Raw genomic sequence first — 14,519 nt, forward strand, 5'->3', positions numbered from 1 at the left:
AATATTTATTATTTAATATTAGTCCTAATTATTTATAGAATTTCCTACCTCTATTTATACAGAAACTATGCCAATACTAGTTTGTCCCCATATTTGAATATGGTTTAGGAATCCTTACCCTTTAATTTATATCGTTTTTTGAGAAATCATATACCACGGTCAATGGCTTTCCTTCTACAGAAACTTTTGAAGTCAATCTCATTTGTTGATCGTTGAGTACTTCAATGTCCAACCTATACCCAAGACCTCCGGATATATCTTTATATTTTTCGTCTATAAATTTAAATTGCAATTGACTTGTCATTCCCTCTCTATCAACTACAGACCAACGAATAAAGCGTTCGGCACCATCACAATTGGCAGCATTTCCCAACATATAGCTACCTGTACTATTGTTATTTCTAAAAAACCAGGTACTTCCCTCGAAACATGAGGCATTAGCGTCATTAAAAAGTACGGATTCAAATTTTCCCTGACCTCCTTGGTAGGAAACATTATTTAATATCCAGTTGCCAGTCACCACCTTTCTATCCTGCCTTGCCACTTTGGAGACGGAACATGAAGTAACAAAACCTACTGTAAGTACCAGTAAAAATATAACCTTTTTTAAATGCATAATTTTCATATTTATTATTTGAACATATATACGTTGAAAGTGGAAAAAAAGTATGTGCTCGCCGCTAATATTATTAATAAAAATACTAAAGCATTAAAGGACAGTCTTCTTTCCTAATATAATTTGTTCAAAACTAATGTAACTGGGAGCAAATAGATTGCTCCAAAGGATATTTTATTGACTTTACCGAAGTGAGCATAGTCCAAAAAAAAAAGGTAACCAATACAATTGGTTCTCTCCGACCAATTAAGGTTACCTCAAAAAAAACAAGGGAAAGCATTGCTTTCCCTTGTGCATTAACAGCCAAACTCTAATATTAAAACCAACAAACAGACTGTTAACAACCAACTTTATAATGCCACTAATATCATAGTGTACAGTTCTTCTTTTAACTTGTGAATCGACCGCAAAATGGATGCATATAAATTACGGTACTCTTCGTGCTTGTTTAAATAATAAATGTCACACTCCATATCCTCACATTCATACAGATTAATCATGGAGTTCTTATATCTATAAAAAACACCTAAAAGCAATTTGTTTTCCATAACCGAATCTTTTAGCCCGTCTACCATATCTCCACTATTGACCAACTTCTGGGCTATAGTTATTAAACTAACCAATTCCTCACCATTACCAACAAGATGATCGATCCAATTATTTAGCTCTAGAGCATCTTTTTTGGCAATTAATTTATCATCCGAATCATGCTCATAAAATACCTCCATAATTACAATAAGATATCGGAGTTAATTGTGCTATGTTGTTGCAATACTTCTGCAACTTTCAGGGTTTGTTCCCCGTTTCTAAACTCCCAAACAATATCATCTCCTTTCGCATAACCAATAACCGCAGCACCCATAGGCGTTAAAATAGATATTTTACTGTTTTTAAAATCACCTTGCGATGGAATTACCAATTGGAATTGCTTAGACCATCCGTTTACCGCTTGGATGGTAACCATGGAATTAAATCTTATTACATCCTTGGGCATCTCCTCCTCATTATAAATAACTGCCGACGTTAATTCTTCTGTTAATTTATTAATCGAATTCTTGTATGTATTGTCCGTATAAAATCCAGATACATTTACCAAACGTTTTAGAAGGACGAATTCCTTCTCTTCCAATACTAAATTTCCGTACTTCATAATATTGTATTTTTTTTATTATTTATGGAAATATCCCTCTTTGAACATAGGCCTTTTCTATCCGTTCTATAGCGATGATATAGGCTGCTGTCCGCATATCCCCGTCTCTTTTTTCGGCCATTTCATAGACCTTTTCAAAGACTTCCTTCATTTTCTTTTCCAACTTGAACAAAACTTCTTCTAATTGCCACAGCTCCCCATTTCTATTCTGCAACCATTCAAAATAACTACCTATGACACCTCCTGAATTACAGAGGATGTCCGGTATTATTCCAACACCGTTCTTAAGCAAAATCGCTTCACCTTCTACATCTGTGGGGCCGTTAGCTCCCTCTGCTATTAAAAATGCCTTGATTTTACTAGCATTTTCGGCAGTAATTTGATTGCCCAGGGCAGCTGGTATACAGATATCACAGTCCAATTCGAAAAATTGGTTTTTATCAACTGCTTCCGCTGAGCTATATCCCACGATACTCCCTTTGTTAGTTTGCATATATTGGAACAATTGGGACACTTCAATGCCATTACTATTGGTAATACTGCCATACGCGTCCTGAACACCTACCAATTTGGCTCCTTCGATTTCTAAAAAATGGGCGGTCCAATATCCAACATTACCAAAACCTTGTACTATGAACCTTCTATTCTTTAGGTCCACTTTTTTCTTTTCGGCCCACAGTTTTATAGTTAGAAAAACACCATATCCTGTTGCCCTATCCCTGCCTTCCGATCCTCCAGATCCCAACGGTTTTCCCGTTACCACATGCTGATTTTTAGACCTTTCGGCAGGAGATTTTGTGGACATATAAGTGTCCACAATCCAGGCCATAGTCTGTGAATTGGTATTTACATCCGGTGCGGGAATATCGTGCTCTGGACCAATATTATCGCCCAGTGCATATGTAAATCTTCTTGTAATCCTTTCCAATTCCGAATTGGAATATTTAGAAGGGTCTATCTGTATTCCTCCCTTTGCTCCACCATAGGGCAAACCTGCCAAAGATGTTTTCCATGTCATCCACATAGCTAGGGCCTTAGCAGCATCTATATCCACTGTTGGATGATAACGAAGTCCACCTTTATATGGTCCTAGAGCATTATTCTGCTGTACTCGGTATCCTGTAAAAACTTCCACATCGCCATTATCCATTTTAACAGGGAAATGTATTAGCAGTTCATTATTGGTTATACTTAATATTTTTCTGATATTACTGTTTAAATTAATAATATCGGCGGCATGATTGAATTGACGCATCACGTTTTCCAACATACCTTGTTTCGACTCTTTTTTTGCCTTCGTAATCATCAAATTCTATTTAGCATAATCTAACTTCACTTTTTAAAATCAATTGACCTCCGTTAGACATTACTCCTGAATCCGCGGATTCATATTCGTTGCACTGCCAAATACGGGTCTTGTTTTTAGTGAGTACACAAGTTTTGAAATACTCACAACTCGGACATAAACTAGTATCATCTCGCATAGCGGTGGAATTTAGAAATACGTTAAAAGCAAGTTGAATGCCAAAAACAGCAGAAAGTATTCCACAAATGCACAAACACCTGTAAAACAACATATTGACTAGTTGTCAATAAAAATTATTGAAATGAAATTGTGGGATAATTTCCCCAGATGGGTATATTTTCCCCAGCATTCAATAAGGAATTATTGAATTTTTTGACGAAGCGTTTTGCGGTCGATCTGCAGAATTTCTGCCGCTTGTGATTTATTTTGTCCCGTTGCTTCCAACACCTTTAAGATATATTTTTTCTCAACTTCCCTTAATGGAAGGAGATTGTCTTCGGGAAAATCTATTTTGTACTTCAAATTATCCGGTAAATCGTCTATTTCGATTCTTTTATTGCACATAATTACCGCTCTTTGAATTACGTTTTCCAACTCCCTGATATTACCAGGCCAAGGGTAACGTGACAATAGCGCTAAGGCTTCGGGAGCAATGGTCACCAACCTATCCTTATACTCAACACCATATTTTAGTAGAAACTTTTCAACCAATAAAGGTATGTCCTCTTTGCGCTCCCTGAGCGAAGGAACATTTATTTCCACAACGGTCAACCTATAATAAAGGTCTTCCCTGAACATTTTTTTTTGTACCTGGGAATACAAATCACTATTAGTTGCCGCAACGACCCGGATATCTATTTTCTCTACTTTCTGGGAACCTACTTTTAACACCTCTTTTTCCTGTAGCGCCCTTAACAATTTGGATTGGACCGCAAGGGAGGCATTCCCTATTTCATCTAAAAAAAGGGTGCCTTTGTCTGCTGCTTGAAAAAACCCGTTTCGGTTTTCGTTAGCACCTGTAAAAGCACCTTTGGCGTATCCAAAAAGCTCCGCTTCCAAAAGGCTTTCTGGAATCGCCCCGCAATTCACTGCAATAAAAGGGGCTCTGGAAAATTTACCTGTATAGTGTACTGATCGGGCTACCAACTCTTTACCTGTCCCACTTTCCCCTTGAATGAGAACTGTGGCTTTGTTGTCTTTTACCCTATCTATAATATCGGTTACCTTTTTTATCGCTTCCGACTCCCCTATTAAACCGCCATAATCTCCAGCATTTAGCTTTCTGGAGTTTAAATTATTTTTAGCCCCATCCTTATCTACAGATTTGCCCGAGAATGATTTTATGACTGCCTGCCTCAATTCTTCCTTGGTAAAAGGTTTTACCAAATAATCCAACGCCCCTGATTTTATAACACTCAAGGCATCATCAACCGATGGATAACCCGTTACTACCAATTTTGGAAGCTTTGGATAATGTTCGGACACGTATTTTACCAATTGTAAGCCGTCTACATCGGGCATCTTCAGATCTGTAATCACCAAATCAATTTTGGAATCTTTTAGAATTGCCAAGGCCTCCTTAACTGAAACTGCTTTATAGGTGTGGTAATTAAACGATTGTAAGTGTCTATGAATAAGCTCCAATATGTTTACATCATCATCTACGATCAGTACATTTTCTTTATTAAAACCCATAATATTAAATTTTCGGAAAAACAATGGTAAATATAGTCCCTTTAGCCTTGTTGGAACTATAGCTTATAACCCCTTTATGACTTTTAACTATTCCATGTACAACACTTAAGCCCAATCCAGACCCTTCCCCAACAGGCTTGGTACTGTAAAAGGGCTCAAAGATCTTATCCCTGTTTTTGGGGTCGATACCTGGTCCTTCATCCGATATTATTATTTCTACGTTATCCTTAATCTCCTGTACTTTAATTAGTATCCTCCCTTTAACTGGTGAGAAATATATGGCATTAAGTACCAAATTAAAAATAACCTGGGTCAATTGGATGGTATCTACTCTTAGAAAAATGGGTTCGGCATTAAAATGGAGTTCGAGAACAATTCTCTTTTTGTTAAAACTGGGTTCCATTAAATTAATGGCATTGGCAATGATGGGGTTTATATTTACCAAGGTCATTTGCTGAGGCATCTCACAAGCAAAGAACATTAACTTTTTAACCACTTCCCTGGAAAAGATGGCACTATTTATAATTTTATCAAGGTCCTTATTGGCTTCAGTATCCTCCGAAATCCTAGTTTTTAACAATTCTGAAAATCCAAGTATATTGGCCAATGGAGTATTTAGCTCATGTGCAATACCAGCGGTAATTTCTCCCAGAATACCTAGGCGGTCCGCTCTTTCCATTTTGCGTTTTATAATTATTTCATTGTCCTTTATTTGCTTTCTCTCCAAAAGATTACCGACTTCCAAACAAACATTTTTCAGTAATTTATTTTCTTCTTCCAAGAAATCGGATAAATTATATTTTGCCTTGGGATAGGCCACGTGGATTTCACCAACCTTCCTATTAAACACTTGCACATTGGATTCCAGATAAACGCCATCTATCGGAAAATCTGTCGTGGCTATATGGTACTGGTCCGAAACAAACTTTACATGGGCCTCATCACTATAACGCCAAGCTTTCTGTAAACAATGTAAAATACCCTTCATGGCATCTTCAATTTGATCGTAGTCACAATTCACAATTATTGAAGTTACCTCATATAAACAGGTAAGCTCCTTTATGCGCTCCTTGAGTTTTTCTTCTGCTGTAATCATATGCATTTTAACCATCTTATATATCCTAGAAAATTTTAATAGGCTAGCAATTCAATTAACTCATGAGCAAAACGTTCCTTGGGCAAATAATTATTTTCCAAATTTTTGGCAAAGGGAATAGGAGTCTCTAAACTAGCAACCCTTTTTACGGGGGCATCCAAAAATTTAAAACAGTTTTCCATTACCAATGCGGATATATCACTAGCCACTCCCCCAAACAGACTATCTTCCTGTAAGATAATGAGTTTCCCTGTCTTTTTTACAGAGATATAAATTGCCTCCATATCCATGGGCTGCAAGGTCCTAAGGTCCAACAAGTCCGCCTTTATATCCAGATTTTCTTTTAAAGTTTCCAAGGCCCAATGCACACCCAAGCCATAGCTAACTATGGTAACATCCGATCCTTCCCTCAAGAGGGCCGCTTTACCAAAAGGCAAAGTGTAATAATCCTCTGGCACTTCTTGGTAAATACTCCTGTAAAGCCCTTTATGTTCAAAAAATAATACTGGATTGGGGTCGTTTATGGCAGTGGCCAAAAGCCCTTTAGCATCATAAGGAAAAGCTGGGTATACCACTTTTAAACCTGGGGTCTTCGTAAACCAAGCCTCGTTGGTTTGGGAGTGAAATGGTCCTGCCCCCACTCCGGCACCACAAGGCATCCTTATGACCACATCGGCATTTTCTCCCCAACGGTAATGCACCTTGGCCAAGTAGTTTACAATAGGGTTAAATCCAGTACTCACAAAATCGGCAAATTGCATTTCCATTACCGATTTCACTCCGTTTATGGAGAGCCCCATGGCTGCCGAAACCACAGCGGATTCACAAATTGGGGTGTTTCTAATTCGCCCCTTCCCGAAGGTATCAACAAAACCTTCGGTGATTTTAAAAACGCCACCATAATCTGCAATATCCTGCCCCATTAAAACAAGGTTTTCATGTCTTTCCATAGCTTGTTTCAGCCCTTGGGATATGGCATCTATCAGTCTAATATTTTTAGTTTTGGGACCGTGGTTATATGCTTTATAATCAAAAGATTTATAAACATCGTTTAACTCTTTGGTTTTATTTACTTCTATTTCCGGTTCGGCGAAAGCCTTCTTAAGATCGTAGTCGATTTCGGCATATATTTCATTTTTAAAGGTTTCTATCAGATCAGGTGAAAGTATCTTTTCATCCAAAAGAAAGTTTTCGAAATTTACGATCGGATCCTTTTCCTGCCATGCATTCAATAATTCCTCCGGCACGTACTTGGTTCCGCTGGCCTCTTCATGGCCTCGCATCCTGAAGGTTTTGAATTCCAACAAAACAGGCCTTGGATTTTTGCGCATACTTTTACATATCTCATCAACCCTGTAAAAAACCTCCAAGATATTGTTACCGTCCAGGATATGCGATTCCATTCCGTATCCTATCCCCTTATCCGCCAAATTCTCACAGCGGTATTGTTCATTTGTTGGCGTAGAAAGACCATACCCATTATTCTCAATACAAAACAATACGGGCAATTCCCATACGGCCGCAAGATTTAAAGACTCATGAAAATCGCCCTCACTAGTACCACCTTCACCTGTAAAAACTGCCGTCACCCTTTTTCGGTTTTTTAAAACATCTGCGAGAGCGATCCCGTCTGCCACTCCCAATTGGGGGCCTAAATGGGAAATCATTCCCACTATTTTATATTCTTGGGTCCCAAAATGAAAACTTCTGTCCCTACCATTTGTAAAGCCGTTCGCCTTTCCTTGCCATTGGGAAAAAAGTCTATGTAAAGGTATGTTCCTCGTGGTAAAGACCCCTAAATTACGGTGCATGGGCAGTATATATTCGTCTGAGATCAAAGCACTTGCAACTCCTACTGAAATAGCCTCCTGTCCTATCCCGCTAAACCACTTTGTGATTTTCCCTTGACGCAAGAGAATCAGCATTTTTTCCTCGATCAATCGAGGTTTTAACATTCGTTGATAAAGCTTTAATTGCATGGTCTTATCAACACTATCGCCTTTATATTGCATGTTATGTTTTTATACTTTTTATCGCTAATAATTTATAAATGTAACAAAACGGAAAAACAAAGCCGAATATTTTTTTGAGAAGATTGCCTATATATTTATTAACTTTGATGGAATTAAATATAATGGTGATGAGTGCGATACCCAGTGTAAATCTTGAAGATTTTATATCCGGCGATAAAAAAAGGAAAGAGGAATTTATAAAACAAATAGGCAATGCCTTTGAAGATATTGGTTTCGTTGCCTTAAGCGGTCATTTTTTGTCCGAAAAATTGGTGGAGGACCTATATACCGAGATAAAGAATTTTTTTAGCCTTCCCCAGGAAGTGAAAGATAAATATGAAATTCCGGGCATTGGAGGGCAACGGGGATACACCTCTTTTGGAAAAGAACACGCGAAAGGAAGAAAGGAAGGCGATTTAAAGGAATTTTGGCATTTTGGTCAATATGTGAAAGATAATCCTAAACTGGAAAAAGTATATCCCCCCAACGTTGAGGTCAAGGAATTGAAACATTTTGATGAGACTGGTAAGAAAACCTATGAAATGTTGGAAAAAACGGCAAAGTATGTGCTGCGTGCACTTGCCCTACACTTAGACCTAGAGGAAACTTATTTTGATGAATTCATTAAAAATGGCAATTCCATTTTAAGGCCCATACACTACCCACCTATTAAAGACGAACCAAAAAATGCCGTAAGAGCAGCCGCCCATGGGGATATCAACCTAATTACCCTTTTAATGGGAGCTCACGGCAAGGGGCTTCAGGTAAAAAATCACAAAGGGGAATGGATAGATGCCATAGCCCAACCTGATCAATTGATGATCAATGTAGGCGATATGCTCTCCCGATTAACCAATAACAAATTAAAATCTACCATTCACCAAGTAGTTAATCCTCCCAAGGAGTTATGGGGCACCTCCAGGTACTCCGTGCCCTTTTTCATGCACCCCATTAGCGAAATGCCTTTAGATTGTCTGGAGAATTGCGTGGATGATGACCACCCAAAACAATTTGAAGACATTAATGCTGGGGACTTTTTACATGAAAGACTGATCGACCTAGGCCTAATTACATAGTAAACATAAGCTTTATTAGTGTCTATGGAAGTAAACAACCTTTAGTATTAACAATTTAAACATGGACACTATGAAAAAATTAATTTTACCATTTGTATTATTAACTGTTTTAGCATTTGGTGTAGTTACATCAACCCTGACAGATGCTGAAAGAGAATTCGCTGTTAAAGAAATGACGGAATCCCACGATCATTTTTTAAATACCTTGGAAGGTCTAAGTGAGGCACAGCTCAACTACAAAATAACTGATGACTCATGGTCCATCGCGGAATGTGCAGAACATATCGCAATCTCCGAAAATATGATCTTTGGTATGCTTCAAGGCACTTTGGCCAATAAAGCGGACCCCTCCAAACGTGGAGAAGTTAAAGTCTCCGATGAACAATTAATTGCCATGATCGAAGATCGTAGTAATAAAGTCAAAACGGGAGAGGCTTTTGAACCATCAGGTAAATACGGTAGTTATGAAGAAACAGTCGCAGAATTCAAATCCAAAAGAAAGGAACATATAGATTTCGTAAAAAGTACCCAGGACGATCTGCGAAACCGTTATCAACAGCTTCCGTTTGGAACTGTTGATGCGTATCAAATACTACTATTTATGTCCGGCCACACGGAAAGGCATATAAAACAAATGGAAGAGGTAATGGACGATGAGGATTTTCCAATGGAATAACTTTGGGCAACTACTGTACTACAACCCATTCCAACAAAATGGTACTTTGTGAAGAATGGGTTTTTATTTTTGCCTTGAAATACTATTTTAGCACAATTATTAGAATAAAAAAATGGACTTACAAGATCAGTTAAAAAATCTATTTCCCGAACATAAGCCATCTGAAGATGACCAAAAAAAGAGTATTAAAAAGGACATTTGGTTGCAGGAGGACCCTATTATTTGTAAGTATGAGAAAAGGAAAGGAAAACCTATTACCATCTTGGAGGGCTATACAGGCGCCGATAAGGATTTTAAACAATTAGCTAAAGAACTTAAAACCAAGCTCAGCGTTGGCGGAAGCTTTAAGGACGATTCTATAATCATACAAGGCGATTATAGGGATAAAATAATGAAAATATTACAAGAGAAAGGTTTTAAGGTAAAACGCGTTGGAGGTTAGATTTTTGTTAATTATTTTTTGAATATCAGATAAAACACTACATTTATTAGCCACAACCTAAACCACCACTACAATGAGTTCCCAATTACACATTACAAACGGTGACATGTTCACCGAAAAATTAAAATCCTTGAAGTTGGACGGGGATATTATTACCTGGCGCGAAATGCTATGCGAAGGTAAGACCGAAACCAATGTTGGGAGCGAATCCTTTTGGAAAACTAGGTTTGAATTTTTAAACAAAAATTATAAGGTATCGAAGTCTTGGTTTATTGATAAAACTTTAAAGGAATATAGAACTTTGTGTAATCACAAACAGGAAGACCGCATAGTCCTTTGGTTCGATTATGATCTTTTTGATCAAATAAATATGTTGGCCGTAATCAGTTGGCTAAAAACCCACAGGCCATATGCCGAAATTTCCCTGGTATCCTGTGACGAGGATGAAAATTTTGAAAATCTGTCAGGGCTTGGGGAATTGGATGACGAACAATTACGCAAATTATTTACCAATCGTACCCTTTTAACTCAGGACGATATAGAATATGCCGACTATGTTTGGCAATTGTATTGCAGCGACAACCCAATTAGATTGGAGAATTTAAAAGACTTTTCCAGTTTTCAATTCTCTCACCTTTCAGGGGCTATCGAAGCCCATTTATTGCGATTCCCAAGCATTAGAAATGGCCTTAATGAAGTAGAGAATAATGTTTTACGTCTAGCCCGTAGTACCAAACCTAAATCCAAGGTAGCATTACTGAATACCGTTTTAACAAATCAAGGCCGTTATGGTTTTGGCGATACCCAATACGACCGGGTGATAACTAAACTAAAACCACTTTTCACCAATTTCAATCCTGTTAAATTGTCAAAGAAGGGTATGGAAATACTAGAAGGAAAAACTAGCTATTATTCCTGTATACAAGAAAATGATGCTTATCTGGGCGGTGCCTTAAAATATAATTTTCTGTATAACTCTGAGACGGACCGCATATTAAAATTATAAAATGAAATTTGGTTCATCAGAGCTAATCCTTAACGCAGACAAAAGCGTATACCACCTTAACTTATTACCGCAAGACCTAGCAGATACTGTAATTACCGTTGGTGACCCAGACAGGGTTGCGCGTGTTTCCCAATATTTTGATAAGATCGATATAAGAAAAGGCAAGCGCGAATTCCTTTCCCATACGGGATGGCTAAACAATAAGCGTATTACCGTCACATCTACCGGCATAGGCACCGACAATATAGATATTGTTCTAAATGAGTTGGATGCCTTAGCAAACATAGATTTTAACACCAGGACCATAAAAAAGGAGAGAAGGCAATTGGATATTATCCGAATTGGTACTTCTGGTGCCATTCAGCCCGATATACCTGTAGATTCATTTCTATTGAGCGAATATGCTATTGGTCTAGACAGTCTATTGCATTTTTACGACAGCACCCATATTCAGCACCCACAGATACAGCAAGCATTTATAGCGCACATGAATTGGCTTAAGGATAAGTCAACTCCCTATGTTGTTACCTATGATAGCTCCTTGGCCGAAAAATTTTTATCGGACAAAATCCAACTCGGGTTTACGGCTACGAATGTTGGTTTCTATGGACCACAAGGCCGTAGATTACGCCTAAAATTGGAAGATGATGAAATGAATACTAAATTAGCCAGTTTTTATTTTGAGAATAAACGGATCACGAATTTGGAAATGGAAACCTCAGGGATATACGGTTTGTCAAAATTACTGGGCCATAGGGCCGTTTCCTTAAACTGTATACTTGCAAATAGGCCCAACGGTAAGTTTTCTTTAAAACCAGATCTGGCCATCTCCGAATTAATTAATTTTGCCTTGAAAAAGATAGCTGGATAATGTAATAGTCCATTTCTATTACATTATTGTTTGTCAGTGTTTTACACCTTTCAATTTCAAATATGGATGAAGTCAACTATTGCTCATTAAAATTAATATTAGATTAACAAACCATTTAAAAGAACAGTGATTTGAAAAATGTAAATATTATTGGTGTTCCCGAACACTTTAATTTTCCATGGCAGTTGGCTATCGAAGAAGGAGCTTTTGAAGCTAGGGGAATTAACTTGCAATGGAAGGATATCCCAGAAGGAACCGGTAAAATGGCACAATTATTACAGGACAATGAAACCGATTTGGCCATTATCCTGACGGAAGGGATCGTGAAGAGTATTACAGAGGGCAATCCCTCAAAAATAGTTCAAAAATACATAGCTACACCACTTCTATGGGGCATCCATGTTGCCGAAAAAAGTGACTACAATACACTGGAAGATTTAAAAAGTAAAACAGCGGCCATAAGTAGGTATGGCAGTGGCAGCCATTTAATGGCTTATGTTAATGCACAAAAAGAAGACTGGGACACCAAAGATTTGAAATTTGATGTGGTCAATAACCTAGATGGCGCGGTAGCCTCTTTAACAGAAGGTAAGGCCGATTATTTTATGTGGGAAAGATTTACCACAAAACCGTTGGTGGACCAAGGAATATTTAGAAGAATTACCGATTGTCCAACTCCGTGGCCCTGTTTTGTGATTGCTGCCACCGATAAGTTCATATCCGAAAATTCTGGAGCCTTGGCACATATTCTAGAGATCATTAATGTGTATACCTCTGATTTTAAACGAATACCTAGTATAGATCGTACTTTGGCCAATACCTACCAGCAGCAGTTGGAAGATATTCAACATTGGTTATCCTTAACGGAATGGGGACAACAAAATATGGACAAGCAAGACCTGCAATTGGTACAACACACCTTAAAAGACCTAAAACTTATTGATAAGATTATTCCTAGTACAGCGATTATTTACTCGTGAATTTTGGTTGCTGCAGCTTTTCAGGCTTTACTCCATGACTAACTTCTAGTCGTAAAAATAAGATTGAATTATACTTCTAAAGTTTATATCGGACAATGGCTTATGAAGGCACTCTTTAACTCGGGAATTGGACAATGCTTTATACGTCACCTCTTCACTTCCATTAGCGGTTAATACAGCTACAACAATCTTTTCCTTTTCTTCCTCTCTAAATAGAATATTAAAGGCCTCCAAAAATTGCCATCCATTCATTACTGGCATTTCGATATCTAGAATCAACAGGAAACTACCTTCGTCTATATCATTAATATTTTTCTCAATGAAATCCAAGGCTCTATGTCCGTCCGTAACAGTATCTATTTCTAAATCCGGAATAAGCTTTTTTAAAAAAAGTTTATTTAGCATATTGGTTGTTCCGTCGTCATCAACCAATAATACCCATTTTAATCTAGTAGAATTCATTAATTTTTAAATGTTTAAATCAAAAGTGCTTTTGTAAATTTTGTAAAAATATTTAACAAAAAGTACAAATATAGATTTAGTTCATACTTCATTACCTGTTTTGGATAAAAAAATCATATAATTATTCATTTGTTACATCATTTTTGAAATACTGGTGTTTTAAGTAGTGTTAGTTCACTAAATACCATATTTAAAAACAAATAACCCATAAAACGCCTATTTCCAGTTAATTGGCAGTTCTCCTTTATCCGTTAATATTTTGTTCGTTTTACTAAAATGCTTGTTACCAAACCAATATCCCCTATTGGCACTCAAAGGTGATGGATGTCCAGAAGTTAAAATATGATGCTTTTGGGCATCGATCAATTTTGCTTTCTTTTTGGCAAAACCGCCCCATAACAAAAATATAAGGCCCTCCATGGCTTCTGATAGGTTATGGATCAAGGTATCTGTAAAAATCTCCCATCCTTGGTTTTGGTGACTAGCCGCTTCATGCTCCCTAACCGTCAGGGTTGCATTGAGCAATAAAACTCCTTGATTCGCCCAACGCTCTAAATTCCCGCTTTTAGGGTACGAGGTTCCCAAATCCATATCGATCTCCTTAAAAATATTAGCCAGGGAAGGCGGGTGTGCCACACCATCATTTACAGAAAAACAAAGTCCATTGGCCTGTCCAGGTCCATGATATGGATCCTGACCTATAATGATAACTTTGGTATCGATTAGGTGACAATGATCAAATGCTGCAAAAATATCGCGCTCCAGTGGGTAACAGGTATTCTCCCTATACTCCTGTTCAACAAAATTGATAAGGGATTTAAAATAAGGCTTATCAAATTCTGTCAACATAAGAGTGTCCCAACTATCATGCAAGTTAAATATCACGTTCTATAATAATTTAAAGGATTATCGTTCATTACATGTTTCCATGCATCAGGCCTCATTTAGTAAGTTTTCATAAGGAATAATATCAAAAATAGGCTAAATTATAGACAATTTTCATCTATTATAATACTCCCCAATTTTAGGACAGCAAGTTAAGTTGTAATTTAACCCTGTCAAATATGAAGAGATCAAGAAGAAAATTCAGTGCATCGTTCAAGGCCAAAGTGGCCATTGAGGCGTTAAAGG

At 37.5% G+C, this 14,519-nt stretch carries 15 protein-coding genes; 6 read left to right on the forward strand and 9 right to left on the reverse strand.

Annotated elements, in window-relative coordinates:
- Positions 1-121: 121 nt before the first annotated feature.
- From CWD90_RS17405 to CWD90_RS17435, 7 genes are all read right to left on the reverse strand, one after another.
- Positions 122-616 (reverse strand): lipocalin family protein, encoded by a 495-nt coding sequence (locus tag CWD90_RS17405; protein ID WP_103477359.1) that lies wholly within the window; start codon positions 614-616, stop codon positions 122-124.
- 350 nt (positions 617-966) lie between these two features.
- Positions 967-1,344, reverse strand: coding sequence for a hypothetical protein (locus CWD90_RS17410; RefSeq protein WP_103477338.1), 378 nt, complete (start codon positions 1,342-1,344; stop codon positions 967-969).
- 2 nt (positions 1,345-1,346) lie between these two features.
- The gene (locus tag CWD90_RS17415; RefSeq protein WP_103477339.1) at positions 1,347-1,766 is read right to left on the reverse strand and encodes a GreA/GreB family elongation factor; all 420 of its coding nucleotides are present in this window, start codon (positions 1,764-1,766) and stop codon (positions 1,347-1,349) included.
- A 22-nt stretch (positions 1,767-1,788) separates the two neighbouring features.
- Complete coding sequence (locus tag CWD90_RS17420; RefSeq protein ID WP_103477340.1) at positions 1,789-3,072, reverse strand: Glu/Leu/Phe/Val family dehydrogenase; 1,284 nt, start codon at positions 3,070-3,072, stop codon at positions 1,789-1,791.
- Between the two features lie 360 nt (positions 3,073-3,432).
- Positions 3,433-4,767, reverse strand: a complete 1,335-nt coding sequence (locus tag CWD90_RS17425; protein WP_103477341.1) for a sigma-54-dependent transcriptional regulator — start codon at positions 4,765-4,767, stop codon at positions 3,433-3,435.
- Between the two features lie 4 nt (positions 4,768-4,771).
- Positions 4,772-5,863 carry a sensor histidine kinase gene (locus tag CWD90_RS17430; RefSeq protein ID WP_103477360.1) on the reverse strand — a complete coding sequence of 364 codons (1,092 nt, stop codon included), beginning with the start codon at positions 5,861-5,863 and terminating at the stop codon, positions 4,772-4,774.
- A 35-nt stretch (positions 5,864-5,898) separates the two neighbouring features.
- Complete coding sequence (locus CWD90_RS17435) at positions 5,899-7,875, reverse strand: alpha-ketoacid dehydrogenase subunit alpha/beta (protein WP_103477342.1); 1,977 nt, start codon at positions 7,873-7,875, stop codon at positions 5,899-5,901.
- A gap of 128 nt (positions 7,876-8,003) precedes the next feature.
- Between CWD90_RS17435 and CWD90_RS17440 the strand changes: the two genes are divergently transcribed.
- The 6 genes from CWD90_RS17440 (at position 8,004) to CWD90_RS17465 (ending at position 12,926) form a co-directional block, all read left to right on the forward strand.
- Entirely contained in the window at positions 8,004-8,951 is a 948-nt protein-coding gene (locus CWD90_RS17440; RefSeq protein ID WP_103477361.1) for an isopenicillin N synthase family dioxygenase, read from the forward strand.
- A gap of 70 nt (positions 8,952-9,021) precedes the next feature.
- Positions 9,022-9,627 (forward strand): DinB family protein, encoded by a 606-nt coding sequence (locus CWD90_RS17445; RefSeq protein ID WP_103477343.1) that lies wholly within the window; start codon positions 9,022-9,024, stop codon positions 9,625-9,627.
- A gap of 112 nt (positions 9,628-9,739) precedes the next feature.
- Entirely contained in the window at positions 9,740-10,069 is a 330-nt protein-coding gene (locus tag CWD90_RS17450; RefSeq protein ID WP_103477344.1) for a translation initiation factor, read from the forward strand.
- 73 nt (positions 10,070-10,142) lie between these two features.
- Entirely contained in the window at positions 10,143-11,075 is a 933-nt protein-coding gene (locus tag CWD90_RS17455; RefSeq protein WP_103477345.1) for a DUF1835 domain-containing protein, read from the forward strand.
- A 1-nt stretch (position 11,076) separates the two neighbouring features.
- Positions 11,077-11,946 (forward strand): nucleoside phosphorylase, encoded by an 870-nt coding sequence (locus CWD90_RS17460; RefSeq protein WP_103477346.1) that lies wholly within the window; start codon positions 11,077-11,079, stop codon positions 11,944-11,946.
- Positions 11,947-12,077: 131 nt separating this feature from the next.
- On the forward strand, positions 12,078-12,926 hold the full coding sequence (locus CWD90_RS17465) for a substrate-binding domain-containing protein (protein ID WP_103477347.1): 849 nt from the start codon (positions 12,078-12,080) through the stop codon (positions 12,924-12,926).
- Positions 12,927-12,971: 45 nt separating this feature from the next.
- On the opposite strand, the gene CWD90_RS17470 is transcribed toward CWD90_RS17465, so the two are convergent.
- Together CWD90_RS17470 and CWD90_RS17475 are read right to left on the reverse strand one after the other, a co-directional pair.
- On the reverse strand, positions 12,972-13,388 hold the full coding sequence (locus CWD90_RS17470) for a response regulator (RefSeq protein WP_103477348.1): 417 nt from the start codon (positions 13,386-13,388) through the stop codon (positions 12,972-12,974).
- Between the two features lie 216 nt (positions 13,389-13,604).
- Positions 13,605-14,273: a uracil-DNA glycosylase gene (locus CWD90_RS17475; protein ID WP_103477349.1), complete on the reverse strand. Its 669-nt coding sequence runs from the start codon at positions 14,271-14,273 to the stop codon at positions 13,605-13,607.
- Between the last annotated feature and the right edge of the window lie 246 nt (positions 14,274-14,519).

It is taken from the genome of Arenibacter catalasegens (assembly GCF_002909235.1).
Classification (GTDB): Bacteria; Bacteroidota; Bacteroidia; order Flavobacteriales; family Flavobacteriaceae; genus Arenibacter; species Arenibacter catalasegens.

Bases quoted from the DNA above. Each gene is read 5' to 3' on its own strand.
- CWD90_RS17405 (WP_103477359.1), bottom strand. From the start codon at position 616: ATGCATTTAAAAAAGGTTATATTTTTACTGGTACTTACAGTAGGTTTT.
- CWD90_RS17410 (WP_103477338.1), bottom strand. From the start codon at position 1,344: ATGGAGGTATTTTATGAGCATGATTCGGATGATAAATTAATTGCCAAA.
- CWD90_RS17415 (WP_103477339.1), bottom strand. From the start codon at position 1,766: ATGAAGTACGGAAATTTAGTATTGGAAGAGAAGGAATTCGTCCTTCTA.
- CWD90_RS17420 (WP_103477340.1), bottom strand. From the start codon at position 3,072: ATGATTACGAAGGCAAAAAAAGAGTCGAAACAAGGTATGTTGGAAAAC.
- CWD90_RS17425 (WP_103477341.1), bottom strand. From the start codon at position 4,767: ATGGGTTTTAATAAAGAAAATGTACTGATCGTAGATGATGATGTAAAC.
- CWD90_RS17430 (WP_103477360.1), bottom strand. From the start codon at position 5,863: ATGATTACAGCAGAAGAAAAACTCAAGGAGCGCATAAAGGAGCTTACC.
- CWD90_RS17435 (WP_103477342.1), bottom strand. From the start codon at position 7,875: ATGCAATATAAAGGCGATAGTGTTGATAAGACCATGCAATTAAAGCTT.
- CWD90_RS17440 (WP_103477361.1), top strand. From the start codon at position 8,004: ATGAGTGCGATACCCAGTGTAAATCTTGAAGATTTTATATCCGGCGAT.
- CWD90_RS17445 (WP_103477343.1), top strand. From the start codon at position 9,022: ATGAAAAAATTAATTTTACCATTTGTATTATTAACTGTTTTAGCATTT.
- CWD90_RS17450 (WP_103477344.1), top strand. From the start codon at position 9,740: ATGGACTTACAAGATCAGTTAAAAAATCTATTTCCCGAACATAAGCCA.
- CWD90_RS17455 (WP_103477345.1), top strand. From the start codon at position 10,143: ATGAGTTCCCAATTACACATTACAAACGGTGACATGTTCACCGAAAAA.
- CWD90_RS17460 (WP_103477346.1), top strand. From the start codon at position 11,077: ATGAAATTTGGTTCATCAGAGCTAATCCTTAACGCAGACAAAAGCGTA.
- CWD90_RS17470 (WP_103477348.1), bottom strand. From the start codon at position 13,388: ATGAATTCTACTAGATTAAAATGGGTATTATTGGTTGATGACGACGGA.